The sequence below is a fragment of the Salmonella sp. FC25216 genome (genome assembly GCF_057751355.1).
This window is the reverse complement of sequence record NZ_JBDGON010000010.1, coordinates 100,090-123,490: the sequence shown is the minus strand read 5'-3', so window position 1 is coordinate 123,490 and position 23,401 is coordinate 100,090. Positions and strand designations below refer to the sequence as shown.

At 52.7% G+C, this 23,401-nt stretch carries 25 protein-coding genes; 5 read left to right on the top strand and 20 right to left on the bottom strand.

From position 1 onward, the window contains the following. Positions 1-246: 246 nt before the first annotated feature. The 9 genes from AC3G3F_RS19105 to AC3G3F_RS19065 all read right to left on the bottom strand — a co-directional run bounded on the left by AC3G3F_RS19105 (position 247) and on the right by AC3G3F_RS19065 (position 9,717). Positions 247-1,431: an MFS transporter gene (locus AC3G3F_RS19105; protein WP_023248994.1), complete on the bottom strand. Its 1,185-nt coding sequence runs from the start codon at positions 1,429-1,431 to the stop codon at positions 247-249. 164 nt (positions 1,432-1,595) lie between these two features. Continuing rightward, positions 1,596-2,591 (bottom strand): glycine betaine/L-proline ABC transporter substrate-binding protein ProX, encoded by a 996-nt coding sequence (gene proX, locus AC3G3F_RS19100; protein WP_023248995.1) that lies wholly within the window; start codon positions 2,589-2,591, stop codon positions 1,596-1,598. Positions 2,592-2,660: 69 nt separating this feature from the next. After that, positions 2,661-3,725 (bottom strand): glycine betaine/L-proline ABC transporter permease ProW, encoded by a 1,065-nt coding sequence (gene proW / locus AC3G3F_RS19095; RefSeq protein WP_023248996.1) that lies wholly within the window; start codon positions 3,723-3,725, stop codon positions 2,661-2,663. After that, positions 3,718-4,920, bottom strand: coding sequence for a glycine betaine/L-proline ABC transporter ATP-binding protein ProV (gene proV, locus AC3G3F_RS19090; protein ID WP_023248997.1), 1,203 nt, complete (start codon positions 4,918-4,920; stop codon positions 3,718-3,720). The genes proW and proV overlap by 8 nt, the downstream gene beginning before the upstream one ends. A 354-nt stretch (positions 4,921-5,274) precedes the next feature. After that, on the bottom strand, positions 5,275-6,234 hold the full coding sequence (gene nrdF / locus AC3G3F_RS19085) for a class 1b ribonucleoside-diphosphate reductase subunit beta (protein ID WP_023248998.1): 960 nt from the start codon (positions 6,232-6,234) through the stop codon (positions 5,275-5,277). Positions 6,235-6,244: 10 nt separating this feature from the next. Then, positions 6,245-8,389 (bottom strand): class 1b ribonucleoside-diphosphate reductase subunit alpha, encoded by a 2,145-nt coding sequence (gene nrdE, locus AC3G3F_RS19080; RefSeq protein ID WP_070801731.1) that lies wholly within the window; start codon positions 8,387-8,389, stop codon positions 6,245-6,247. Then, a complete protein-coding gene (nrdI, locus tag AC3G3F_RS19075; protein ID WP_053509016.1) occupies positions 8,362-8,772 on the bottom strand; it encodes a class Ib ribonucleoside-diphosphate reductase assembly flavoprotein NrdI in 411 nt (136 codons plus the stop codon). Before nrdI ends, nrdE begins: the two co-directional genes overlap by 28 nt. After that, positions 8,769-9,014: a glutaredoxin-like protein NrdH gene (gene nrdH, locus AC3G3F_RS19070; RefSeq protein WP_023249001.1), complete on the bottom strand. Its 246-nt coding sequence runs from the start codon at positions 9,012-9,014 to the stop codon at positions 8,769-8,771. The genes nrdI and nrdH overlap by 4 nt, the downstream gene beginning before the upstream one ends. Positions 9,015-9,285: 271 nt before the next feature. Continuing rightward, complete coding sequence (locus AC3G3F_RS19065) at positions 9,286-9,717, bottom strand: carboxymuconolactone decarboxylase family protein (RefSeq protein ID WP_053509013.1); 432 nt, start codon at positions 9,715-9,717, stop codon at positions 9,286-9,288. 88 nt (positions 9,718-9,805) lie between these two features. Here AC3G3F_RS19065 and pdxR point away from each other — a divergent pair, with 88 nt between their 5' ends. Further along, positions 9,806-11,140 carry a MocR-like pyridoxine biosynthesis transcription factor PdxR gene (gene pdxR / locus AC3G3F_RS19060; protein WP_488395563.1) on the top strand — a complete coding sequence of 445 codons (1,335 nt, stop codon included), beginning with the start codon at positions 9,806-9,808 and terminating at the stop codon, positions 11,138-11,140. An 83-nt stretch (positions 11,141-11,223) separates the two neighbouring features. Here pdxR and AC3G3F_RS19055 read toward each other — a convergent pair whose 3' ends face one another. Further along, the gene (locus AC3G3F_RS19055) at positions 11,224-11,550 is read right to left on the bottom strand and encodes an ElaB/YgaM/YqjD family protein (RefSeq protein WP_001650455.1); all 327 of its coding nucleotides are present in this window, start codon (positions 11,548-11,550) and stop codon (positions 11,224-11,226) included. 162 nt (positions 11,551-11,712) lie between these two features. On the opposite strand from AC3G3F_RS19055, the gene AC3G3F_RS19050 reads away from it, so the two are divergent. After that, the gene (locus AC3G3F_RS19050) at positions 11,713-12,063 is read left to right on the top strand and encodes a DUF2002 family protein (protein ID WP_023249004.1); all 351 of its coding nucleotides are present in this window, start codon (positions 11,713-11,715) and stop codon (positions 12,061-12,063) included. 34 nt (positions 12,064-12,097) lie between these two features. Here the strand turns inward: AC3G3F_RS19050 and alaE are convergent, their stop codons facing one another. After that, complete coding sequence (gene alaE / locus AC3G3F_RS19045) at positions 12,098-12,547, bottom strand: L-alanine exporter AlaE (protein ID WP_023249005.1); 450 nt, start codon at positions 12,545-12,547, stop codon at positions 12,098-12,100. Positions 12,548-13,243: 696 nt separating this feature from the next. On the opposite strand from alaE, the gene stpA reads away from it, so the two are divergent. Continuing rightward, positions 13,244-13,645 (top strand): DNA-binding protein StpA, encoded by a 402-nt coding sequence (stpA, locus tag AC3G3F_RS19040; protein WP_023249006.1) that lies wholly within the window; start codon positions 13,244-13,246, stop codon positions 13,643-13,645. A 102-nt stretch (positions 13,646-13,747) separates the two neighbouring features. On the opposite strand, the gene AC3G3F_RS19035 is transcribed toward stpA, so the two are convergent. From AC3G3F_RS19035 to AC3G3F_RS19025, 3 genes are all read right to left on the bottom strand, one after another. Continuing rightward, the gene (locus AC3G3F_RS19035) at positions 13,748-13,927 is read right to left on the bottom strand and encodes a YodC family protein (protein ID WP_023249007.1); all 180 of its coding nucleotides are present in this window, start codon (positions 13,925-13,927) and stop codon (positions 13,748-13,750) included. A gap of 132 nt (positions 13,928-14,059) precedes the next feature. After that, positions 14,060-14,587 carry a rhodanese family protein gene (locus AC3G3F_RS19030; protein ID WP_023249008.1) on the bottom strand — a complete coding sequence of 176 codons (528 nt, stop codon included), beginning with the start codon at positions 14,585-14,587 and terminating at the stop codon, positions 14,060-14,062. Between the two features lie 9 nt (positions 14,588-14,596). Beyond that, positions 14,597-14,896 (bottom strand): ArsR/SmtB family transcription factor, encoded by a 300-nt coding sequence (locus AC3G3F_RS19025; protein WP_070803730.1) that lies wholly within the window; start codon positions 14,894-14,896, stop codon positions 14,597-14,599. A gap of 182 nt (positions 14,897-15,078) precedes the next feature. Here AC3G3F_RS19025 and AC3G3F_RS19020 point away from each other — a divergent pair, with 182 nt between their 5' ends. Beyond that, the gene (locus AC3G3F_RS19020) at positions 15,079-15,237 is read left to right on the top strand and encodes a YqaE/Pmp3 family membrane protein (RefSeq protein WP_000508175.1); all 159 of its coding nucleotides are present in this window, start codon (positions 15,079-15,081) and stop codon (positions 15,235-15,237) included. Between the two features lie 99 nt (positions 15,238-15,336). After that, the gene (gene lysM, locus AC3G3F_RS19015; RefSeq protein ID WP_023249010.1) at positions 15,337-15,786 is read left to right on the top strand and encodes a peptidoglycan-binding protein LysM; all 450 of its coding nucleotides are present in this window, start codon (positions 15,337-15,339) and stop codon (positions 15,784-15,786) included. Between the two features lie 6 nt (positions 15,787-15,792). On the opposite strand, the gene csiR is transcribed toward lysM, so the two are convergent. The 6 genes from csiR to glaH all read right to left on the bottom strand — a co-directional run bounded on the left by csiR (position 15,793) and on the right by glaH (position 23,098). Next, positions 15,793-16,485 carry a DNA-binding transcriptional regulator CsiR gene (csiR, locus tag AC3G3F_RS19010; RefSeq protein ID WP_488395561.1) on the bottom strand — a complete coding sequence of 231 codons (693 nt, stop codon included), beginning with the start codon at positions 16,483-16,485 and terminating at the stop codon, positions 15,793-15,795. A gap of 43 nt (positions 16,486-16,528) precedes the next feature. Further along, on the bottom strand, positions 16,529-17,929 hold the full coding sequence (gene gabP / locus AC3G3F_RS19005; protein WP_023249012.1) for a GABA permease: 1,401 nt from the start codon (positions 17,927-17,929) through the stop codon (positions 16,529-16,531). A 129-nt stretch (positions 17,930-18,058) separates the two neighbouring features. After that, on the bottom strand, positions 18,059-19,342 hold the full coding sequence (gene gabT, locus AC3G3F_RS19000; RefSeq protein ID WP_488395559.1) for a 4-aminobutyrate--2-oxoglutarate transaminase: 1,284 nt from the start codon (positions 19,340-19,342) through the stop codon (positions 18,059-18,061). Between the two features lie 14 nt (positions 19,343-19,356). Beyond that, positions 19,357-20,805, bottom strand: a complete 1,449-nt coding sequence (gene gabD / locus AC3G3F_RS18995; protein WP_023249013.1) for an NADP-dependent succinate-semialdehyde dehydrogenase — start codon at positions 20,803-20,805, stop codon at positions 19,357-19,359. A gap of 21 nt (positions 20,806-20,826) precedes the next feature. After that, positions 20,827-22,095, bottom strand: coding sequence for an L-2-hydroxyglutarate oxidase (gene lhgO, locus AC3G3F_RS18990; RefSeq protein ID WP_063390725.1), 1,269 nt, complete (start codon positions 22,093-22,095; stop codon positions 20,827-20,829). Between the two features lie 25 nt (positions 22,096-22,120). Next, positions 22,121-23,098 carry a glutarate dioxygenase GlaH gene (gene glaH, locus AC3G3F_RS18985; RefSeq protein ID WP_088733740.1) on the bottom strand — a complete coding sequence of 326 codons (978 nt, stop codon included), beginning with the start codon at positions 23,096-23,098 and terminating at the stop codon, positions 22,121-22,123. Positions 23,099-23,401 lie beyond the last annotated feature (303 nt).

Below are 23,401 nucleotides of genomic sequence, written 5' to 3'. Positions count from 1 at the left end.
ATGGCCTTACAACCCAATGCAAACGCTACCGGAATATCACGGATAGCTATCGGTAAACGACCTTCGAATCCTTGAACAGGCGCTATTGGCCTGGGAGCAGATGGGGATGCAGGGCTTTCCATAGAATTATATTATTCTTCACCGGTATAAAAATAACCATGATAAATGAATAGCATAACCTTAACAGACTGGGGAGCTCCTTAACACCCTAAGGAGCTTAAACAAAGGTAAACGCTCACTATCCGCTTAATTTACGGCTTCCTGTCGGTGAAAACCTCGCCACCAGACCAGTAAATTAAGTAGGGCTACCGTGACACCCGCCAGACAAACGCCGGCCCAGCCGGCATGTTGCCAGGCGGAGGCGGAAATCAGCGACCCCGCGGCGCCACCGATAAAGTAGCTGGTCATATAGCCGGCGGTGAGCCGGTTACGCGCATCCGGATGCAAACGATAGATAACCGTCTGATTGGTGATATGTACCCCCTGAACCGTGAGGTCCAGTATCAGAATGCCAATAATCAGCGCCAGTACTGAGGTGTGCCCAAGCCAGATAGCCAGCCAGGAGAGTAATAGCAGCAGTAAGCCGACCGTGGTGGTGAGGTGCGATTTACCTTTATCGGCAAATCCGCCAGCCGGACGCGCGCCTAAAGCGCCGGCGGCCCCTGCCAGGCCAAACAGGCCTATCATCCCCTCAGAGTAGCTAAACGGCGGCGCGGCGAGTAAAAAGGCCATCGAAGTCCAGAGAATGCTGAAATTAGCAAAGGTCAGACAGCCCAGCAGCGCGCGGGTACGTAGCAGCTTATCGTGAATAAACAGGCTGAATACGGAACCCAACAGTTGCGGGTAGTTAAGATGGGTGTCGGATTTGAGCTTTGGCAGCCCGCGCCACAACGCGACGGCCATCAGTGCCATCAGTGCCGACGCTACCCAAAATACGGTGCGCCAACCGCCGAGGTTTGCCAGCAGTCCGGCGACCGTTCGCGCCAGCAGTATCCCCAGCAACAGGCCGCTCATAATGGTGCCGACCACTTTGCCGCGGGTGTCGGGCGTCGCAAGCGTGGCGGCCAGCGGAACCAGAATCTGCGCTACCACGGAGAACAATCCGGTTAAGGCCGTTCCGAGGATCATCATGCTAAGCGACTGACTACTGGCGGTGATCAGCATTCCGCCTGCCGCCAGCAATGTCATAGAGACAATCAGCATTCGGCGTTCAAACATGTCGCCGAGCGGCACCAGAAACAACAGGCCAGCGGCATAGCCCAACTGCGCGGCGGTAACGATAAACCCTGCGGAGCTGGCGGAAAGCGAAAAGTGATGCGCGATGGTATCAAGCAGCGGCTGGGCGTAGTAGTTGCTGGCGACCGCCAGACCAGTGGCCACAGACATTAAAACGATCAGCGCCGGGCTAAGCCCATGATTGGGTTTCGTCATTATGGTAATCGTGACTCAGGTAATCATTTCTTGGGAAAACAATCATAGCGGATGTTTATGAATAAAGGGGAACGGTGACGTGATGAATTGTGCGGTTTGAGGAGAGATTGAGTAGGCCGGATAGCGGCGCATGAACTGCGCCGCTATCCGGCATAAAAACGATATTATTTCTGCGCGGCCAGCGCTTCTTTCACCCAGCCGTCAAACTGCTGCTGGTGGGCGTTGATCCAGCCATCCACGTGTCCCTGAACATCGGCTTCAGACGATTTACCAGCATGCATCATGGCGTTCTGCGCGTTGATATCCGCCAGCGGCAGCTTCATGATGGCGAACAGTTTCGCCGCCGCCGGGTTTTTCTCCGCCCATGTCTTATTGGCGACAATATGCATGGTATTGACGGGGAACCCATAGTTCGCGCCGTTCGGCAGTTTAGTCTCAATATTTTTCTGTTCGCCCGGCAGGGAGGAGAACGGCACCTGTAGCCAGATGACATCTTTACCCGGCTTCATTACGTCGCTCACCCAGTATGGCGTCCAGGTGTAATACAGTACCGGCTTGCCTTCTTTAAAACGGGTAATGGTATCAGCCATCATCGCTGCATAGTTACCGTGGCTGACCTCAACGGTTTTTTCGAGATCAAACGCTTTATTCTGGTGATTGATCACGGCTTCGCAGCCCCAGCCCGGCGAGCAGCCCATCATGTCCGCTTTTCCGTCGCCATTGGTATCGAAGATTTTGGCGATTTTCGGATCTTTTAGCTGAGCGATATTGGTGATGTTGTACTGCTCGGCGGTTTTTTTATCGATCAGATACCCCTGCGCAGCGCCGGAGACGAAGACACCCTCGCGGTAAAACTTTTTGTCTCCGCCTGCCGCGGCATACATATCATCATGCAGCGGCTGCCAGTTTACGGCGGTAAACGTCGCATCGCCAGAGGCGATGGAGGTATAGCCTACGTTGTAATCGACTTCACTTGGTTTATTTACGGTATAGCCCAACTTTTCCAGCGCCCGGCTGACCAGTAACGTCTGGAAGGATTCTTCAGAAATAGTGCTTTGAATAGGTTGGACGGTAATGCCTTTGCCAGGCAGGTCGGCAGCGAAAGCGCTGGCGGTGACAAGGGTGGCAAACGCTGAGGCAAATATCACGGTATGTCGCATCGTTGTTCCTTTAATTATGGTAGGGAGTTGTAAGCCCGGTAAGCGTAGCGTTACCGGGCGACAGGAGAGTTACTTAACGAAAGGGCGGGTGATTAGCCCAACAGGACCAGTGGTATACCAGCGACGGTTGCCGCGGCTACGCGAGTCGCGCCCGACAGCCTGCGTCAGACGGTCAAGAATGATAGCGAGGATCACAATGCCGACGCCGCCGACGGTTGCCAGCCCCATATCAAGACGACCAATGCCGCGTAGTACCATCTGGCCAAGTCCGCCGACCGCAATCATCGAGGCGATCACCACCATCGAGAGGGCCAGCATCAGCGTCTGATTGACGCCTGCCATAATGGTGGGCATCGCCAGCGGTAGTTGCACTTTGAACAGCATTTGGCGCGGGCTGGCGCCGAACGAGCGCGACGCTTCAATTAAGTCGGCAGGCACCTGGTTAATGCCCAGGATCGTCAGGCGTACAATCGGCGGTAGAGCAAAAATAATCGTCACCACGACGCCCGGCACGTTACCGATGCCGAATAACATGACAATCGGCACCAGATAGACGAACGCGGGCGTAGTCTGCATCGCATCCAGCAGCGGACGAACTATTTTGGCTGCGCGCGGGCTGCGCGCCAGCCAGATTCCCATCGGTAATCCGATCATGACGCAGAACAACAGGGCGGTCAGCACCAGCGCCAGGGTAATCATCGCCTGCGACCAGGCGCCGATCGCACCGATCGCGATCAGCGATATCAGCGCCGCGATCCCCATGCCCATGCCGGAAACCTGCCAGGCAATCAGCGCGAAGAGAATAATCGCCACAGGGGCGGGCATTCCCAGCAGCAGTTGCTGAAAAGCGTTAAGGATGTAATCCACCGGCACACGAATCCCCTGAAAAAGGGGGCGGAAATGGGTGACGACCCAGTCGATTCCCTCGGTGACCCAGCTATCCAGCGGGATCAGCGTTTTATGGAACGGGTCCAGAAGAGAAAAGTGTTCAGGCGCTGGTGCTGGCCCGTTGTTCAGCCAGTCGGCACTGCCGCCATCCGTGGCTACGCCTGCCGGTGTTCCCCAGGCATCAGCCGTTTGCGCCGTAGTATCCGCCACCTGTGCGGTGTCCCACGGATTCGTTTGATCAGCCATTGTTTCCCCCCTCGCGATCTAAAGCCTGTAGCAACATACGTTTTGAAATAATGCCAACATACTGGTGTTCTTCATCGACAACCGGCACCGCGCAGGGCGCCTGACCGACGTGAGAGAGTAACTCGCTGAGTGGGGTTTGCGCATCAACGACTAAAGGGTCGTCGATAAGCGCAGCTTCAATCCCTTGCGCCTGACTTAATGCCGCTTTTAATGAGTCGATAGACACGACGCCCACGAATTTATTACCACGTTCAATGACGTAACCATATTCACGGTCTTCATCCTGTAATAATTTCAGTGCCGAACGGGGACCAAAACCTGGCGTTTTACGAATTAATCCGACCGGACTGCGACGGGCAATATCTTTGGCGCTAAAGACCTGACTAATATCCACGCCACGGAAGAACGTGCGGACATAATCATTTGCCGGATTATTCAGGATCTCATCCGGCGTACCAACCTGTACGACCTCGCCATTTTGCATAATGGCAATCCTGTCGCCAATACGCATAGCCTCATCAAGATCGTGGGAAATAAAGACAATGGTACGCTGATGTTTCGCCTGTAATTTCACCAGCTCATCCTGCATTTCGGTACGAATTAATGGATCGAGGGCGGAAAACGCTTCATCCATTAATAAGATGTCAGGGTTGATTGCCAGCGCGCGGGCAAGTCCAACACGCTGACGCATCCCACCGGAAAGTTCATCCGGATAGGCATGAGCGTAATTCTCAAGCCCCACCTGACGCAAGGCTTCCAGCGCTTTTTCACGACGCTCTTGCGCCGCGATGCCCGCTAATTCCATACCGAATGCCGTATTATCCAGCACGGTCATATGCGGCATGAGCGCAAATGACTGGAAGACCATCGCAATCTTTTTCCTGCGCACCTCGCGAAGCTCAGCGTCTGATATTTTTGCAATATCAACGCCGTCGATCAATACCTGTCCGCGGGTGGGTTCAATCAGGCGATTGAGAAGGCGTACCATTGTGGATTTACCCGAGCCGGATAATCCCATGATGACAAATATCTCGCCTTCTTCAATGGCCAGACTGGCGTCTTTAACGCCAAGCGATAGCCCCGTTTTTTCCAGTATTTGCTCTTTCGATAGTCCCTTTTCAATATATTTGAAGGCGCGTTGCGGATGCTCTCCAAATATTTTATACAGATTCTTCACTTCTAATTTAATTGCCATGCAATAGAATGATTCCTGTTATTTACTTATGTCGATATGTTACCTGATGGAAATAGTTACCTTTTTCTACCCTAACATACTCAGAATCTGAGACAACCCTGAATTTGCTTCTGGCATGAATATTGCGAGATGCTATTGGCTGTGATTTCCCATGATATAAGGGCTGAGCGCGAATGAGGTGGAGAAGATATTTTTTGTGATAACCATCAAAAATCCACCTGAATTGGGGAAATCCAGGCGAATAATGTCACTCGTATTGAGTGTAGAACATGCTGTAATATTTGCGCGATTTAACTCAACATTGCTTGAAATAATGGCATGGGAAATGTAACGTTATTTCCCATACCCATAAGGCTAAAAATTCCAGTCTTCGTCTTCGGTTTCGACTGCTTTTCCCATCACATAAGATGAACCTGATCCGGAAAAGAAATCGTGGTTTTCGTCGGCATTCGGCGAGAGCGCGGAAAGGATCGCGGGATTCACGTCTGCCATCTCCGGCGGAAATAACGCCTCATAACCCAGGTTCATTAAGGCTTTATTAGCGTTGTAGCACAAGAAGGCTTTGACGTCGTCAACCCAGCCGGTTTCCGCATATAAAACTTCTGTGTAGCGGATTTCGTTATCGTACAGTTCCATCAGCAAATCCAGCGCAAAAAGCTTTAACTCTTCACGCTCGATTGTCGATAGTTTTTGTAGCGCGATCTGATATTTATAGCCAATATAATAACCGTGAACCGCTTCATCGCGAATGATTAAACGAATCAGGTCGGCAGTGTTCGTGAGCTTACCGCGGCTGGAGAAATACATCGGCAGCCAGAAGCCGGAATAGAACAGAAAAGACTCCAGAAAGACGCTGGCAATCTTTTTCTTTAGCGGTTCATCGCTGACGTAATGAGCCAAAATAATCTGCGCCTTACGCTGTAGCGGCGGGTTTTCTTCGCTCCAGGCGTAGGCGGCATCAACATCTTTTGTCTGGCACAGAGTGGAAAAAATAGAACTGTAAGAGCGGGCGTGTACCGCTTCCATAAAGCTGATGTTCGACAGCACTGCCTCTTCATGCGGCGTGATGGCATCTGCCATCAACGACGGCGCGCCTGCGATGTTCTGGATAGTATCGAGCAGCGTGAGGCCAGTAAACACGCGAATGGTGAGCTGCTGTTCGGCGGCGCTCAGCGTCTGCCAGGCCGGAATATCATTCGATAACGGCACTTTTTCCGGCAGCCAGAAATTACTGGTCAGACGGTTCCACACCTCCAGATCTTTGTCGTCCTGGATCGTGTTCCAGTTGATGGCGCTAATACGAGATAATTTCATATTGCTTTCCTTATAGCGCGCAGGATACGCAGCCTTCAATTTCAGTACCTTCCAGCGCCAACTGGCGAAGCCGGATGTAATACAGTGACTTAATACCTTTTCGCCAGGCATAGATCTGCGCTTTGTTTATATCGCGGGTCGTGGCGGTATCGGGGAAAAACAGGGTGAGCGACAGCCCTTGATCGACGTGGCGCGTGGCTTCGGCATAGGTATCAATAATTTTTTCCGGACCGATATCGTAAGCATCCTGATACATATCCAGATTTTCATTGGTCATAAACGGCGCGGGGTAATACACACGCCCGGTTTTGCCCTCTTTGCGAATCTCAATTTTTGCCACAATCGGATGAATGCTGGAGGTCGCATGATTAATGTAAGAAATCGAACCGGTCGGCGGCACCGCCTGCAAATTTTGGTTATAGATGCCATAGCGCATCACATCGTCGCGCAGCTTTATCCACATTTCTCGTGTGGGCAGCGTAATGCCACTGCGGGCAAATAGCGCCTTGACTTTCGCCGTTTTCGGTTGCCAGTCGTCCTGTAAATACTGCGTAAAATAGTCGCCGCTGGCATAGCGCGACTGCGCAAATCCGGCGAAGGTTTTGCCGCGTTCACGGGCCAGCCGCATTGAAGTGTGCACGGCATGCCAGGTAATGGTGTAAAAATAGAAATTGGTGAAATCCAACGCCTCCGGCGAACCGTAGGCAATTCCTTCCCTTGCCAGATAGCCATGCAGATTCATCTGGCCCAGACCGATGGCATGAGAGGCGGCATTACCGGCGGCTATTGAGGGCACGCTGCGTATATGGCTCATGTCTGAGACCGCTGTCAGGCCGCGAATAGCGGTTTCTACGGTACGGCCAATGTCCGGTGAATCCATGACGTGAGCGATATTCAACGAGCCGAGATTGCAGGAGATGTCATGCCCGATGTGGGTATAGTCAAGGTTATCGTCGTAACGGGAAGCGCTATTGACCTGTAAAATTTCCGAGCACAGGTTGCTCATATTAATGCGACCGGCAATCGGATTCGCGCGGTTTACCGTATCTTCAAACATGATGTAGGGATACCCGGATTCGAACTGAATCTCTGCCAGTGTTTGAAAAAAGTCACGGGCGTTAATATAGGTTTTACGCACGTGCGGATCGGCAATTAATTCATCGTACCGTTCGCTAATGGCGATATCGCCAAACGGTTTGCCGTAGCGTCGTTGTACGTCATAGGGCGAAAAGAGCGCCATTTGCGCGTTTTCTTTCGCCAGCCGGAAGGTGATGTCCGGGATCACCACGCCGAGAGAGAGCGTTTTGATCCGGATTTTTTCGTCAGCGTTTTCCCGTTTGGTATCCAGAAAACGCAGAATATCCGGATGGTGCGCATGGAGATAAACCGCGCCGGCCCCCTGGCGCGCGCCAAGCTGGTTGGCATACGAAAACGCGTCTTCCAGCATTTTCATCACCGGGATCACGCCGGACGATTGATTCTCAATGCGTTTGATCGGCGCGCCCGCCTCGCGCAGATTGGAGAGTAAAAATGCGACGCCGCCGCCGCGTTTGGAGAGTTGCAGCGCCGAGTTCACCGCCCGCCCGATCGACTCCATATTGTCTTCGATACGGAGCAGGAAGCAGGAGACCAGTTCCCCACGCTGTTGTTTACCGCAATTTAAAAAAGTCGGGGTGGCGGGCTGGAAGCGACCAGAAAGCATTTCATCGGTCAGTTGGGTGGCCAGCGTTTCGTCACCCTGCGCCAGCGTCAGCGCCACCATTGTCACCCGATCTTCAAAGTGTTCCAGATAACGTTTGCCGTCGAAGGTTTTCAGCGTGTAACTGGTATAGAACTTCCAGGCGCCAAGAAACGTCTGGAAGCGAAAGCCGCTGGCGTGAGCGTGGTCGAACAGGCTGAGGACGAAGGCGCGGTCGTAACGCGCGAGGACCGCGTCATCGTAATAACCTTCCTGAACCAGCGTGTCCAGACGTTCATGCTGGCTGGCAAACGTCACGGAATGTGGGAGGACGTGGGCGGCAAAGAAGGCATCGACCGCCTGCTGGTCCTTGTCGAACTGAATATGGCCTGCTTTATCATAAAGATTCAGCATCGCATTCAGGGCGTGGTAATCCATTGTTTCCTGCATTACGCGCTCCGGGGTTGTTGTTGCCAAAATTCATTTACTCCTTTTCGGACGTTATCGATGTCGCGTTGTGTGCCCATGAGCTCAAAGCGGTACAGCCAGGGTACGCCGCATTTTTGTGCTATCACATCGCCAGCACATCCCCAGGCATCGCCGAAATTGCGATTACCGGAGGCGATGACGCCGCGAATGCGCGCCCGGTTGTGTTCATCATTTAAAAAGCGGATCACCTGTCGCGGCACCGCACCGGCCATCCCGCCGCCGCCGTATGACGGCACAACCAGAATGTACGGCTCGTCTACCCGAATTCGCTCCCGTTCATTGAGTGGAATACGCGTGGCGGGCAGCCCCAGACGCTGCATAAAGCGGTGCGTATTTTCAGAGCTGCTGGAGAAGTAGACGAGCGCGCTCATGCGCTTGCCGCGTGAGGCGTTGTATGCAGACGGTTAATCATGTCCGGGCGGAAGCCAGACCAGCTCAAATCGCCCGCCATCACCACCGGTAATTGACGAAACCCTTGCGCCCGGAGCGTATCCGCTGCATCCGGCACCAGGTCGACGTTCACCATCTCAAATTCAAATCCACGGCTTTCCATCGCCCGTTTCGTGGCGTGGCACTGAACACAGTTATTGCGAGTGTAAATAGTAATGCTCATGATTCGTATTTCCGTTTAGAATGAGAAAACGGCGCGATGAAACGCGTCGGGTTGTCGTGTGCTGATACAGGCAATACTAGATGTAGTTGAATTAAGATTCAACCATACAAGATATGGGAATTTCCGATTAATTTTAACGTCGCTGATGAACACAGCGGGGTAGGGATGGCATGGCTAATTTTTGCCGGATGGCGGCGTGAACGCCCGATCCGGCCTACAGGTTCACGCATAACAGAGCCGGATAGCATCAGCGCCATTCAGCAAAAATGCGTCACATGCGCATACCGATCGCCAGACGGTTAAAGCAGTTCATCAAACCGATGGCGAAGGTCAGATCGCTGATTTCACGCGCGCTAAAGTGAGCGAGCAGCGGCAGATAAACATTATCTTCAGCGTGGGTTTCAGCAATGTGCGTCACCGATTCCGCCCAGGCTAACGCCGTACACTCTTGCTCGCTGAAATGGTGACTTACCCGCCAGCCTGCCAGCGCATCCAGTTTAGCTTGATTCACGCCAGCCTTACGCAGGGTCTTACTGTGCATCTCCAGACAAAATGCACAACCATTAATTTGCGAAATGCGCAGGTAAATCAGCTCCATCAGGGTAGGGTCAAGCGTGCTCTTTTCCAGCGCGTTTTTCGCCTGCACCAGAGCGCTGTAAACCTCCGGGCTCAGTTCATAATAGGGTTGGCGTAACGTCGTCATCATGTTTCTCCTCGTGTTGATGACGAGCACTGTAGCACTATAATGGTCTGTAAAAGAGAGCCATATTTTTACAGAAAAAGCAGACCATATGCCGCGCTATCAGCACATCGCTCGTCAGTTAAAAACGGCCATTGAGCAAGGAGAACTCGCGCCCGGAACGCGCTTGCCTTCCAGTAGGACGTGGGCGCAGGAACTGGGCGTTTCTCGCGCCACGGTGGAAAATGCCTATGGCGAGCTGGTGGCGCAGGGCTGGCTGGAGCGACGTGGCCAGGCAGGCACGTTTGTGAGCAACGCTCTACGGTTTGAGACGGCGCCGCCGATACCCGCTGTTTTTGCCGGAGAAAGCCCGGAACCGCAACCCTTTCAGATGGGGTTACCGGCGCTGGATCTTTTTCCGCGCGAAAAGTGGGCGCGAGTGATGGGACGTCGGTTGCGCACGCAGACGCGCTTTGATCTGGCATTAGGCGACGTCTGCGGCGAGGCGATTTTGCGCCAGGCGATAGTCGATTACCTGCGGGTTTCGCGTAGCATTGAATGTCTGCCGGAGCAGGTATTTATTACCTCCGGTTATGCGGATTCTATGCGGCTAATCCTGCGTACATTGTCTGTGCCGGGAGACAGCATGTGGGTGGAAGATCCCGGCTTTCCGTTAATTCGCCCGGTGATAACTCAGGAGGGGGTTACGCTGGCGCCGATTCCGGTCGATGCCGATGGGCTGAATGTCGCGGCGGGGATGCGGGATTGCCCGCAAGGGCGCTTTGTATTGGTGACGCCCGCCCATCAAAGTCCGTTGGGTGTAGCGCTGTCGTTAACTCGCCGACGGCAACTTCTGGCATGGGCGGCGAATGTGCAGGCCTGGATTATTGAAGATGACTACGACAGCGAATTTCGTTATCACGGTAAACCGCTTCCGCCGCTCAAGAGTCTGGATGCCCCGCAGCGCGTGATTTACGCCGGAACGTTCAGTAAGTCGCTCTTTCCGGCATTACGTACCGCCTGGCAGGTGGTGCCGATAAAGCAGATTGAGCATTTCCGGCAACAGGTGTCGCTGATGCCCTGCAGCGTACCGTTGTTATGGCAGCACACGCTGGCTGATTTTATCCATGATGGCCATTTCTGGCGACATCTGAAAAAGATGCGTCAACATTATGCTCAGCGACGGTTATGGATAGAGGAGGCGTTGGCAGAACAGGGATTTGTTGTGACTTTACAGAAAGGCGGCATTCAATTGGTTATTGAGGTTGAAGGTGATGATAAAGCGCAGGTAGCGAAGGCGAATCAGGCGGAACTGGCGGTACAGGCGCTAAGCCGCTGGCGAGTGATTTCGGCAGGAAAGGGGGGCATTTTACTGTCGTTTACTAATATTACTTCCGCTGCCATGGCGAAACAGGTCGCATGGCAGCTTCGACAGGCGATACAGTAACTGTTTCGCCGAATGGCACGACTCTGGCCTGCGGCAATGATGCAGGCCAAATAAAGTATGTCGCCATCCGGCAGCGCACGCCGTTAGCGACGCAGGCTGAGCAGCGCCCCGATAAAAATACCTACCGCTGCGGCGGTTCCTACGCTACACCAGGGTTTTTCACGCACAAACGTATCCGCGCACCCCATTGCATCACAAGCGGCTTGTTTTACGCGAGTACGGCCATGCATCCGCGCTCGGGTCTCTTTCAGCAGCGCCTGTGCTTTACGTCGCGCAGCCTCGGCTTCGTCTTTCGCATCGCTTCCCCAGGATTTAAGGACATCTTCCAGACTGTCGGCTAATCGATTGACATCATTCTGAATATCCTGAACACCATCATCGACGTCGTTTCGGTTCGGTTTGTTAAGCATATGATCCTCCATTGATTTCGATGTAGCTTTCAGTGTAGTTCATATTTTTACCTGCTGAGGTTCGTTACGGCGATATCATTGCGTTTCTGGACTTTTCTGAAAGCGCTGATAACGGTCTATCGGGTAAGGTAAGCCCGCAGTAAAAGAGAATGAGGATAAAATATGTATTTACGACCTGACGAGGTGGCGCGCGTACTGGAAAAGGCAGGGTTTACCGTCGATGTGGTGACGAATAAGACGTATGGTTATCGACGCGGCGAGAATTATGTTTATGTTAACCGCGAGGCGCGTATGGGGCGTACCGCGTTGATCATTCACCCCAGATTAAAAGACCGAAGCTCATCACTGGCTGACCCGGCTTCGGATATTAAAACCTGCGATCACTACCAAAATTTTCCGCTCTATTTAGGCGGCGAGACCCACGAACATTACGGTATTCCCCACGGCTTTAGCTCACGAATAGCGTTAGAACGTTATCTGAATGGGCTATTTGGCGACGAAAAAACCAACTAAAAGCGCGACTGGCAACGCCAGTCGCGACGCTAACTTACGCCTTAGCCTGATGATAGCTGCTCACTTTAAACAGGCGACGACAATAATCCAGGAAGTAGCCATAAACCGCGCCCATTAACATTGAAACGATAATGTTTGAACTCACGGCGGCTATTATCTGGTGCCAGCCGGCGCCGACGGTCAGCAAAATGATAATATAAACGGGTGATTGAAAGGTGACATAAGCCAATATATCCGCCAGGCTTTTTGCCCATCCAGCCGGGCTTGCCTTACGCGCGACGCGCATAATCAGATCGCGATAAACGCCGTATGGCCATGCAATCAAAATGTTGACAGGTATCGCCACCAGCCTGGAAGAAAGCGACTGCTCAAAGCTCATTCCGGAGAGGAATATCTCGATCAACATGTTCACAACAGAACAGTAAACAACCATCGCAAACGTGTCTGCTACGGCATGACGCAAGCGTGACTGTGGAGAGAACATGTCAATGCTCCTTGTAACGTATCAATCAGAATGAGGTTATGGTTTGTAGTGAAATCACGAAGCACTTTTGCTTTTGCATAGAGTATGTTCCTGGATAGTAACTATCAACTAGTGTAAAGTTTTTATTTATGGGCTTTTTGTCGATAAAATACTCTGTGGTTGTTTGTTTTTTGCTCGCAACGGGATTTTCGTTGTTGGTGATAACTAATTCTTTTTAAATAAATATATTATAATGCACTGTTTTTCTGGCGATTTTCAGCAGCATTCTGAATGTTGTCAGATGCCATGTACTCTCGGCTAACGGAACGTTCTCGTCATTTTCCAGCATAATTAAGGTTGTTGTTGGGTGTTTTTTAGCATAAAGCTCTGATGACCAGATTTGAATGATTAGTCTGTTATTGTGATGAAATATTCATTTTACATGAAGTCGGCCACAGTGGGGGTTGCCGCTGTTACTGAGATGTGCAATACGCTATAAACAGCCGAACGGGAAACCTACAGATATACTGCAGACAGGATAACCTGAAATACATGGAGGGAATGAATATAGCCGTCAAGTTAACGGATTAATATAATTAATCGATTCCCTCTGGGTATATCTGTATGAACTTCAGGCTCTGGAAATATAATTCATAATGGCATACAATACTGCCTGTAATAGTTTTTTGTTTTCTGCGTTAAAAGGTTTTTATTGATATGAATCTGATGTTACAGAACTTAAATAATATCCGTACGCTGCGTGCTATGGCTCGCGAATTCTCCATTGACGTCCTTGAAGAAATGCTCGAAAAATTCAGGGCTGTCACTAAAGAAAGACGCGAAGAAGAGGAATTGCAGCAACGCCAGCTTGCGGAGAAGCAAGAGAAAATTAATACCTTTCTGGAGCTGATGAAAGCAGACGGTATTAACCCGGAAGAGTTATTTGCGATGGATTCAGCGATGCCGCGTTCAGCTAAGAAGCGCCAGCCGCGTCCGGCAAAATATCGTTTTACCGATTTCAATGGCGAAGAAAAAACCTGGACCGGACAAGGTCGTACGCCTAAACCGATTGCCCAGGCGCTGGCTGCGGGGAAATCCCTGGATGATTTCTTAATTTAAGCACGGATTGTATTTAACAAATGGCGCTTCGTTTCCGATCTCTATTAACGGTAACTCCGGCATGACCATCAGGAAACGTTGCGCCATTATCATTTTGATAAATCAGCACAGGCCAAAATCATCTTCTTCAGAATAAAGGGTGACGTCCACCGCTTTGAGCGTCAATTTTTCGCCCTGCTCATTGCGGGCCTGTACGGCAACAATTTGATCCTCATTCACTTCAATGACTTTCAGTTTCGGCCCTCCCATTCGGGGCTGTACTATATCACCGGGAGCGAACATACATCCTCCTGTTGAATGATGTTATAAACACGGATTCACTCTATTATACACTGACTAGAACACAGTTAAACGAAAGCCATAAGCTCGGATTCAGTCTACTATAAACTTACCAATGTGCGGTGAATGTACCGCTTAATGAGTACGGGTATTCCAGGGCATTTTTTCCAGTAGTCGCGCCATTCCGCAGAAGCCTGTCATGCCTGCCAGCATTAACCCGGCGCCGACAAAACCGCTAATGAGGAAAAAGCCGCCGTGGATCGTATAGCCCAGAATCACCCCAAGTAACGTCAACCCGCCGGCGGCGATTTGCACCTGACGCATCAGCGGCAGCGGTTGCGATTTGTCTTCTGTGACGGGCAATCCTGCCGCTTTCCATCCGTCGATGCCGCCTTCCAGTAAACTGACCTGAGCAGGGGCGGCAATGGCCTGTAGTTTTGCCGCATTGCTGCTGGTTCGCTTACCTGACTGACAGTGAAAAATAATCTGTTCCGCTCGCAGGTTGGCGGGCAAAGCGCCTTGTTCAAGCCGGGAGAGCGGCGCCAGTTGTGCGTGTGGAATATGCTCGCGCAGATATTCGTCGGCGTCGCGCACATCAATCAGTTTCGCGCCTTGCGCTATCAGCGCTTGCGCCTCACGAGGGGAAACTATCCCAATGGACATCGTGCCTCCTTATGGACAATAGAGATTCTTTAACGTGGCGATAAGCGTATTAACCGCCTCATTTTTAATGAAATAGTAAATGCGTTGGGCATCGCGTTGACTATCAATCAGTCCTTCTTCCCGCATCCGCGCCAGATGTTGCGACGTCGCGGAGGGGCTTAGCCCGGTAATGCGCACCAGTTCGCCTGCACTGGTTTTGGGCGAACCACAAAGCATACATAAAATCAGTAATCTTTTTGGGTGGCTCATCGCTTTGAGCAGGGCCGCCGCCTGTTCTGCGCTGGCCTGAAGTTGTTCAAGCTCTGTCATCGTTATTTAAGAATTTTCTAAATTTAGTTAATTCTAAAATAAACGTCAACCTAATGCCAGCGTAAAGAGCGTAAAGGAGGGTAAAAGCGCGATGCGCGACTGGCAGGCTCAGGTAAACTGACTATGCTTAGAGATAAAATCTCTTTTTAAACAATGACTAATTTTGCTTGTATGGAGTGTATATGGGGTTCTGGAGAATTGTGTTTACGATTATTTTGCCTCCGCTCGGCGTGCTTTTAGGAAAAGGGTTCGGTTGGGCATTTATCCTTAATATCCTGCTGACATTACTCGGATATATTCCGGGACTTATCCACGCATTTTGGGTTCAGATGCGTCATTAATTATCGGCCACCGGCGGCGCGTAAGCGCCGCTTATCAGGATAACCTCATTCCCTCTGCTACACTTTTCTCTGTGTATATTTTTGACAAGCGAGGTGAATATGGGTCTCTTCAATTTTGTAAAAGATGCAGGTGAAAAACTCTGGGACGCGGTAACCGCGAATCATGATAAGGACGAACAGGCGAAAAAAGTCCAGGAACATTTAAATAAAACGGGGATACCCGACGCTGACAAAGTGAATGTGCAAATTGCCGATGGAAAAGCGACAGTCACGGGTGATGGGTTGAGTCAGGAGGCAAAAGAAAAAATTCTGGTTGCTGTGGGGAATATCGCCGGGATTAGCAGCGTTGACGATCAGGTTAAAACCACGACGCCCTCGGCTGAAAGTCAGTTTTATACCGTAAAATCAGGCGACACCCTGAGCGCTATTTCAAAGCAAGTGTATGGTAACGCCAATCTGTATAATAAAATCTTCGAGGCAAATAAACCGATGCTGAAAAGCCCGGAAAAAATATACCCGGGACAAGTGTTGCGTATTCCTGAAGAATAATGGCTATCAGGTCACTCCTGGCTGCATTTTTCCTGTCATCGCCTGGCGAATAATGGGAATCGGCGTCAGCAAATGCTGACGCATTAATTCGCTGGCGCGTGACGCCTCGCGCGCCAGTATCGCTTCTGTTAGCGTGTGATGCTGGATATGTTTATCTTCCAGCATCTCGACAGACAGGACGGTTTCACGTAACCAAATAAAGCGGTAGCGGGCCGCCAGGTCGAATAATCGTTCGCGCATCTGTAGCAGATAGTGGGAGCCGCACCCGGCGACAATCGCGGAATGAAACGCCTGGTGGCGCTGATCCCATTCATCGAGCATATGCTCACTGGCATCGCTGGCTTCCAGTTTGCTGAGCATATGCGCTCGCGCCAGGATCTCCGCCTCCCACGCATCATCGCCGCGTTCAATCGCCAGGCGCACCAGCATCGCTTCCATATTGGCGCGCGCGTCAAAAATATCGAGGAGTTCCGCCTCTGACATGGAGGCCACGCGATAGCCTTTTTGATTCACCACGGTGACCAGCCGTTCCGCTACCAGTTGTGACAGCGCCTCGCGCAGCGGCCCTACGCCGAGCGCATAGCGGGAGGTTAATAAACTCATCCGCAGTTTTTCATCCGGCTGATAAGTGCCACGAATAATGTCATTTTTCAGCCAGCGATATCCATCTATGGCCGTCGGTTGGGAAAGGGCGGTCATCTTTTACTCCTGAGAAGCTTCCCGGCTGACGCCGGGAATAACGCTAACGTAGGGTTTGCAAGGGGGCTTTTTGCCACCTTATCAGTTTTTTCCAGCGAGACATAATGGGCACGGTACATATAATTCCCAGCCCTAACAGCCCCGTCGAAATGACTTCTAATTGTTGTGCCGGTCGAAATAGCATCACCACCAGGACAAAGCAGATAAAGCCGATAACCAGCCAGGTGAGCCACGGATAGAGCCACATTTTCAGCTTAATTTCTCCGCCCTGCGCCAGCAGAATTTTACGCATCCGTAATTGCGAAATCGCAATCACCAGATAGACCAGCAGCGCGATGGCACCGGAACTGTCGATGAGAAATTTAAACACTTTTGCCGGGGCGTAATAATTGACGATAACGGTTAAAAACGCCGCGCCGGTAGAGAGGAGAACCGCCACCCAGGGCGTTTTGCTACGGTTAGTTTTTCCCATTATCGCAGGCGCATCGCCGCGGCGGCTAAGGGAATAGAGCATCCGGGACGCGGTATATAATGCGGAGTTCAGACAACTGGTCACCGACAACAAAATCACGCAGTCCATAATGAATTTTGCGTGTGGAATATGAAGCAGCTCCAGTACCGAGCGGTATGAGCCTACGCTTTTCAGGCCTGGCATATTCCACGGGATCAGCGCCACCACCACAAAAATGGAACACAGGTAAAAGATGGAAATTCGCCAGATAACAGAATTGGTGGCGCGTACGATATGTTTATCCGGCGTATCGGATTCTGCGGCAGCAATAGTGACAATCTCCGCACCCATAAAAGAGAACATGGTGATCAACATGGCGCTTAACACCGCGCCGAAGCCGTTAGGCATAAAACCGCCGTGATCCCACAGCCGGGAGATACCGCTTACCTCAGCATACGGATAAAAACCGCTAATCGCCGCCGCGCCCAGCGCGATAAACGCCAGAATGGCAATCACTTTACACAGCGCCAGCCAGAATTCGAATTCGCCGTAATTTTTGACGCTCAATAAATTACTTCCGGTTAAGGCAAGCGTAATCACTAATGAAAATAGCCAGACCGGAATACCCGGTATCCATGAATTCAGAATAATGGCGGCAATATTGGCCTCCAGCGGAATAACCAGCACCCAAAACCACCAGTATAACCAGCCGATGGTATACCCGGCCCAGGGGCCGATCGCTTTATCCGCATAGGTGGAAAAAGAACCGGTATCCGGCGTGGCGACGGCCATTTCAGCCAGCATTCGCATAATCATGACGACCAAAAGTCCCGCGAACAGATAGGCCAGCAGTACCGCAGGCCCGGCTTCCGCAATCGCCACGCTGGAACCGACAAACAGGCTGGCGCCGATGACGCCGGCGATCGATAACATGGTGACGTGGCGTGATTTCAGCCCGCCCCCTAATGCATGTGATTCTGACAATTGCCCCATCCTAAAACCTCTTTATTGTTATTGCGCTCGTTTACCGGATGGCGCCTCGCTTATTCGGCCTACAATCGGAACGGTTTTTGTAGGCCGGATAAGACAGTTACGTCGCCATCCGACGCTGCTTATTGGACATTACGCTTGTTTCGCCTCATCAAAGCACTGGGCGATAATCTCCAGACCTTGCCGAATCTGCGAGGCGTCAATGGTGAGTGGCACGAGGATGCGCAAGATGTTGTAGTAAGGACCGCAGGAGAGCAGAATTAACCCTTTCTCGCGGGCGCGGGCTACAATGTCGGCGGTCAGAGTCGCGTTCGGTTTGCCGGGGTCGCCATTTTCGAACAACTCAATGGCGATCATGGCGCCCAGTCCGCGAACGTCGCCAATCTCACGGTGCGTTTCCGCTATCTCCATCAGGCCATCGCGTAGCGTTTTGCCAAGCGTATTCGCCTTTTGCAGCAGATTTTCCTGCTCGAAAATGTCCAGTACCGCCAGCGCGGCGGCGCAGGCAATCGGGTTTCCGGCATAGGTGCCGCCCAGACCGCCCGGCGCGATGGCGTCCATCACGTCTGCCCGACCGGTGACGCCTGCCAGCGGAAAGCCGCCGGCGATCGATTTCGCAAAAGTGGTAATATCTGCCGCAACGCCCATCTGTTCCATGGCGAACAGAGTACCGGTCCGGCCCGCGCCGCTTTGTACTTCATCGGCGATCAGCATAATGCCGTGTTGGTCGCATAGCGCGCGCAGTCGCTGCATAAACGCGGGAGAGGCGGCGTAAAATCCGCCTTCGCCCTGTACCGGCTCAATAATAATGGCGGCGATATCTTCCGGCGCGGCATCATTTTTAAAGATGCGTTCAATGCTGGCGATCGCGTCGTCGTCGCTGATGTTGTGCAGCGGGCAAGGATAAAGCGCGCGGTAGACATGGCCTGGCATCAATCCCATGCCAGCGGAGTATGGGTGTACTTTACCGGTCAGAGAGAGCGTGTAGTGGGTACGACCGTGGTAAGCGCCGCTAAAAGCGATAGCGCCGCTGCGTTTAGTCGCCGCGCGGGCGATTTTCACCGCGTTTTCAACCGCTTCGGAACCGGTCGTGACCAACAACGTTTTTTTGGCGAAATCGCCCGGTACTTTCTGGTTCATGCGTTCGCACAACGCCAGGTATGGCTCATAGGCCAGCACCTGAAAGCAGGTATGCGACAATTTCTTCAATTGCGCTTCGACCGCTGAAACAATGCCCGGATGTAAATGACCGGTGTTCAGGACGGCAATGCCGCCCGCGAAATCGAGATACTCACGGCCTTCGACATCCCAGACCCGACAATTTTCCGCCCGCTCGGCGAAAATCGGGTGAATCTGACCCACGCCGCGGGGAACGGCGTTATGACGGCGCTGCATTAAAGCTTTATGGGTATTCATTAGCGACTCTCCTGTTAAAGGCCGATGCACATATATTTGATTTCTAAATAATCTTCGATGCCGTATTTGGAACCTTCACGGCCTAATCCGGAGGCCTTAATGCCGCCGAAAGGCGCGACTTCGTTGGAGATAATGCCGGTATTAATACCGATGATGCCGTATTCCAGCGCTTCGCCGACGCGGAAAACGCGGCTTAAATCGCGTGCATAAAAATAGGCTGCCAGGCCGAATTCGGTATCGTTAGCCTGCTTGATGACGTCTGCCTCGTCGCTGAAGCGGAACAGAGGCGCGAGCGGCCCGAACGTCTCTTCTTTGGCGACTTTCGCGTTATCAGGGACATCCGCCAGAATGGTCGGTTGAAAGAAGTTGCCGCCTAATTTGTGCGCTTCACCGCCCGTAATGACGCGGGCGCCTTTTTCCAGCGCGTCGGCGATATGCTCCTGGACTTTCGCCACGGCTTTTTCATCAATCAGCGGCCCGATAGCGACGTCGGCTTGCAGGCCGTCGCCGACCGCGAGTTTACTCACCGCCTGGTTGAGTTTTTCCGCAAAACGATCGTAAACGCCGTCCTGAACATACAATCTATTGGCGCAGACACAGGTCTGCCCGGCGTTGCGAAACTTCGAAGCCAGCGCGCCTTCGACGGCTTTATCCAGATCGGCATCGTCAAAGACGATAAACGGCGCATTGCCGCCCAACTCCAGCGATACTTTTTTAATGTCTTTGGCGCATTGTTCCATCAGTTGGCGGCCAATCTCCGTTGAGCCGGTAAACGACAGTTTGCGTACCAGCGGATTGCTGGTCAGCTCGCCGCCGATATCGCCTGCCGAACCGGTAACGACGTTAAATACGCCTGCGGGAAGTCCGGCGCGCTGGGCCAGTTCCGCCAGCGCCAGCGCGGAAAACGGCGTCTGGCTGGCGGGTTTGAGTACCATCGTGCAGCCTGCGGCCAGCGCGGGGCCGGCTTTACGGGTGATCATCGCCGAGGGAAAGTTCCACGGGGTAATCGCGGCGGTGACGCCGATGGGCTGTTTAATCACGATCAGCCGCTTATCGGCCTGATGACCGGGAATCGTGTCACCATAGATACGCTTCCCCTCTTCGGCGAACCATTCAATAAACGAGGCGGCGTAGCTGATTTCGCCTTTCGCTTCCGCCAGCGGTTTGCCCTGCTCCAGCGTCATCAGACGTGCCAGATCGTCCTGATGTTCCATCATCAGATTGAACCAGCGACGCAGGATATTGGCTCGCTCTTTGGCGGTGAGCGCGCACCAGGCGGGCAGGGCGCGATTGGCGGCGTCGATGGCGTCGCGGGTCTCTTCCGCTCCCATTTTGGGCACATTGCCGAGCGGTTTCCCGTTGGCGGGGTTGCTCACGGGGATGACATCGCCGCCGCGCGCGTCGCGCCAGTCGCCATCGATAAATGCCTGCTGGCGGAACAGGGTAGAGTCGTTAAGTTGCATAATTGCTTCCTGTCTGAAGGGTTAACGGGTAAATGCGGCGTGTAATGCGTCCACGCTGCGTGCCGCACGCAGCGTACGTCCGGGGTTGCTCTGGCTTTCGCGTAGCGCCTGAACTTTGCTGACGATATGCGCGCCGATAGGTATCGCCGATGTTGCCGCCGGGGAGGGGGCATTACAGGTATGAATGGAACGCGGCGTCGCGACAAACAGAAAATCATCAATCAGTTTGCCATCCGGCGAAACCGCCTGCGCCCGCACGCCCGCCGGCCAGGGCTGGAGATCGTTGACGGTCAGGCTGGGGCAGTACTTTTGTACCCGCCGCAAATAGCCGCTTTTGCACAGCGAGTTTTTCATCTCGCCCAGTCCGGAAAGCAGATGATTTTGCAGTACGCGGCGAATGCCGGCGGAGCGGAAAATCTCCAGGGTGTCGGTGAAGGAAACGTCGCGCTTACGGTAGCCTTCGCGTTTAAGCGCCAGCACCGCATTCGGCCCGACCGTGACGCTGCCGTCGATCATGCGGGTAAGATGGACGCCGAGAAACGGCATTGCCGGATCGGGGATCGGGTAGATCAAATGGTTAACGATCCGGTTGTGTTGCGGCGCCAGACGAAAATATTCGCCGCGGAAAGGGCAGATAATAAAACCGGGCTCCACGCCCAGCATTTTGACCAGCCGATCCGCCATCAGTCCCGCACAGCCGATAAGCGTAGCGGTTTCGATTTCCCGACCTTGCGAGGTGCGAATAACAACGCCGGCGTCATGTTCTGTTAGCGCGCTCACCTCGGCATGGTAGATAATCTCGCCGCCTTTGGCCTGAAAGCGGTTCGCCATGGCCGTCGCGACATCGCGATAGCTAACAATCCCGCTGGAAGGAACAAAAATCCCGCCCAGACCAATGATATTGGGTTCGCGTTCACGCAACTCCGCCGCGCTTAACCACTCGCGCTCCAGACCATTGGCCGCCGTCCGCTCCCATAGCGCGCGCATCCGCGCCATTTCCAGCTCCGAGGTGGCGACCAACATTTTGCCGCAGGTGTCGTAGCGGATGTTGTTTTGATCGCAAAAGGTTTTGGTCGCCTGATTGCCCGCCAGACAAAATCGCGCTTTGAGACTGCCGGGCGTGTAGTACACCCCGGCATGGATCACACCGCTGTTATGCCCCGTCTGGTGGCAGGCCGGCGCGGACTCTTTTTCCAGCAACGCGATGCGCGCATCCGGGTATACATCAATAAGTTGCATGGCGGTCGACATGCCGATAATGCCGCCGCCGATAATCACAAAATCATACATCCGCGTAATTCCTTCGCCGTGGCGCTTATTGGTGAGTTTGATAATGGCTGGCGGCGTAGGCGAAGTAACCGCGCTGGCGCATCAGCTCGCGGCGCAAGTCAGGATGCGGCGTAAAACGATCGCGTCCATGCAGCCAGAACAGATTGTTAATCAGCAGGAATTTGCCGACCGGTACCGGCACTGAGAGGATGTTCTGACTGGTTTCCAGCGCGTCTGAAAGCTCGCTGAGCCAGACGCCTTCTTCAAAGTCTTTTGGCTGGACAAACTGGTCGATATAACGCATGACCGGGCGGCCTTGCTGGTCGACATCAAACACCGGATGCCAGGCGTCATGGCTAACATTCTTGCTTGGCGGTGCCGCCCAGCGCATGGTGCGACGCGCCAGCGGATGGGTAAAAAACGATTCAAGATGTTCCCAGTCATCAAGGTGCAGCAGCAGCGAGTTACCGCCTTCCATATTTTGTTCGTCGATTTTCATCATCAGCACGTAGTCGGTCACTTCCTCAACATAGGTACCGTCATTGTGCAGTTCCATTACGCGGTGGGGCTGTCGCAGATAACTGTCTGAATTATCAACATTTTTTACTACGAAACGCGCGTAGTACTGGCCGCTCATCGCATCGTAGTTAGAGCGACCAATAAGATGCGCCACCGCCGTCGCCAGTTTGACCATCTCTTCTGCCTGTGCGACATCATCGATCCCTTCGGCACTGATCAACAGCGCGCCTTCCGTACGGTTAAGTAGCGTTTTGATCAACAGCGGTTGTAGCTGATTGCCGCACAGATCGTCGAGGAGCTTGCCGATTTTAAAACGTAAGAAGGATTTGTATTCCAGCGCCTGCACCGGCCACTGTGCAACTTGATGGAGAAATTGCGTCGTGGTATCCGCCGTAAACGTTAACGCCAGCAGGCGCGGCGACTGCGCCGAGGGGGCAAGGGTGAAACCAGTATGGCGTTGGGCTAAATCATCTGTGTTCGCTTTTACGGCAGTCAGTGCATTCATCAGAATCATTCCTCTCGGTAGATGGTCAGGGAGACATGGCGATGCTCATTTCGTAGCCATAAATTAAAAATATCGACATTTTCCAGGAACGCGTATGAAATAATCGCTTTTGTTTAATTATTGTGATCGAAAGCAACAAATATTTAACAATGTGGAGGTGAGGTTAGGCGTGCAACGAGCCTGACAACTGCAAAAAAGGGGATTTAAAATCAGCGAGTTATGAGGATAGTGATGCTGGTGAGGGTGTCCGGCCAGGCGCATAAGCGCATAGGCCGGACAAGCATAACGTTTTTCAGCAGTAAA

What these genes read in the sequence shown, in the direction of transcription:
- AC3G3F_RS19105 (WP_023248994.1), bottom strand. Translation starts at nt 1,431, where the DNA reads ATGACGAAACCCAATCATGGGCTTAGCCCGGCGCTGATCGTTTTAATG.
- proX (WP_023248995.1), bottom strand. Translation starts at nt 2,591, where the DNA reads ATGCGACATACCGTGATATTTGCCTCAGCGTTTGCCACCCTTGTCACC.
- proW (WP_023248996.1), bottom strand. Translation starts at nt 3,725, where the DNA reads ATGGCTGATCAAACGAATCCGTGGGACACCGCACAGGTGGCGGATACT.
- proV (WP_023248997.1), bottom strand. Translation starts at nt 4,920, where the DNA reads ATGGCAATTAAATTAGAAGTGAAGAATCTGTATAAAATATTTGGAGAG.
- nrdF (WP_023248998.1), bottom strand. Translation starts at nt 6,234, where the DNA reads ATGAAATTATCTCGTATTAGCGCCATCAACTGGAACACGATCCAGGAC.
- nrdI (WP_053509016.1), bottom strand. Translation starts at nt 8,772, where the DNA reads ATGAGCGCGCTCGTCTACTTCTCCAGCAGCTCTGAAAATACGCACCGC.
- nrdH (WP_023249001.1), bottom strand. Translation starts at nt 9,014, where the DNA reads ATGAGCATTACTATTTACACTCGCAATAACTGTGTTCAGTGCCACGCC.
- AC3G3F_RS19065 (WP_053509013.1), bottom strand. Translation starts at nt 9,717, where the DNA reads ATGACGACGTTACGCCAACCCTATTATGAACTGAGCCCGGAGGTTTAC.
- pdxR (WP_488395563.1), top strand. Translation starts at nt 9,806, where the DNA reads ATGCCGCGCTATCAGCACATCGCTCGTCAGTTAAAAACGGCCATTGAG.
- AC3G3F_RS19055 (WP_001650455.1), bottom strand. Translation starts at nt 11,550, where the DNA reads ATGCTTAACAAACCGAACCGAAACGACGTCGATGATGGTGTTCAGGAT.
- AC3G3F_RS19050 (WP_023249004.1), top strand. Translation starts at nt 11,713, where the DNA reads ATGTATTTACGACCTGACGAGGTGGCGCGCGTACTGGAAAAGGCAGGG.
- alaE (WP_023249005.1), bottom strand. Translation starts at nt 12,547, where the DNA reads ATGTTCTCTCCACAGTCACGCTTGCGTCATGCCGTAGCAGACACGTTT.
- stpA (WP_023249006.1), top strand. Translation starts at nt 13,244, where the DNA reads ATGAATCTGATGTTACAGAACTTAAATAATATCCGTACGCTGCGTGCT.
- AC3G3F_RS19035 (WP_023249007.1), bottom strand. Translation starts at nt 13,927, where the DNA reads ATGTTCGCTCCCGGTGATATAGTACAGCCCCGAATGGGAGGGCCGAAA.
- AC3G3F_RS19030 (WP_023249008.1), bottom strand. Translation starts at nt 14,587, where the DNA reads ATGTCCATTGGGATAGTTTCCCCTCGTGAGGCGCAAGCGCTGATAGCG.
- AC3G3F_RS19025 (WP_070803730.1), bottom strand. Translation starts at nt 14,896, where the DNA reads ATGACAGAGCTTGAACAACTTCAGGCCAGCGCAGAACAGGCGGCGGCC.
- AC3G3F_RS19020 (WP_000508175.1), top strand. Translation starts at nt 15,079, where the DNA reads ATGGGGTTCTGGAGAATTGTGTTTACGATTATTTTGCCTCCGCTCGGC.
- lysM (WP_023249010.1), top strand. Translation starts at nt 15,337, where the DNA reads ATGGGTCTCTTCAATTTTGTAAAAGATGCAGGTGAAAAACTCTGGGAC.
- csiR (WP_488395561.1), bottom strand. Translation starts at nt 16,485, where the DNA reads ATGACCGCCCTTTCCCAACCGACGGCCATAGATGGATATCGCTGGCTG.
- gabP (WP_023249012.1), bottom strand. Translation starts at nt 17,929, where the DNA reads ATGGGGCAATTGTCAGAATCACATGCATTAGGGGGCGGGCTGAAATCA.
- gabT (WP_488395559.1), bottom strand. Translation starts at nt 19,342, where the DNA reads ATGAATACCCATAAAGCTTTAATGCAGCGCCGTCATAACGCCGTTCCC.
- gabD (WP_023249013.1), bottom strand. Translation starts at nt 20,805, where the DNA reads ATGCAACTTAACGACTCTACCCTGTTCCGCCAGCAGGCATTTATCGAT.
- lhgO (WP_063390725.1), bottom strand. Translation starts at nt 22,095, where the DNA reads ATGTATGATTTTGTGATTATCGGCGGCGGCATTATCGGCATGTCGACC.
- glaH (WP_088733740.1), bottom strand. Translation starts at nt 23,098, where the DNA reads ATGAATGCACTGACTGCCGTAAAAGCGAACACAGATGATTTAGCCCAA.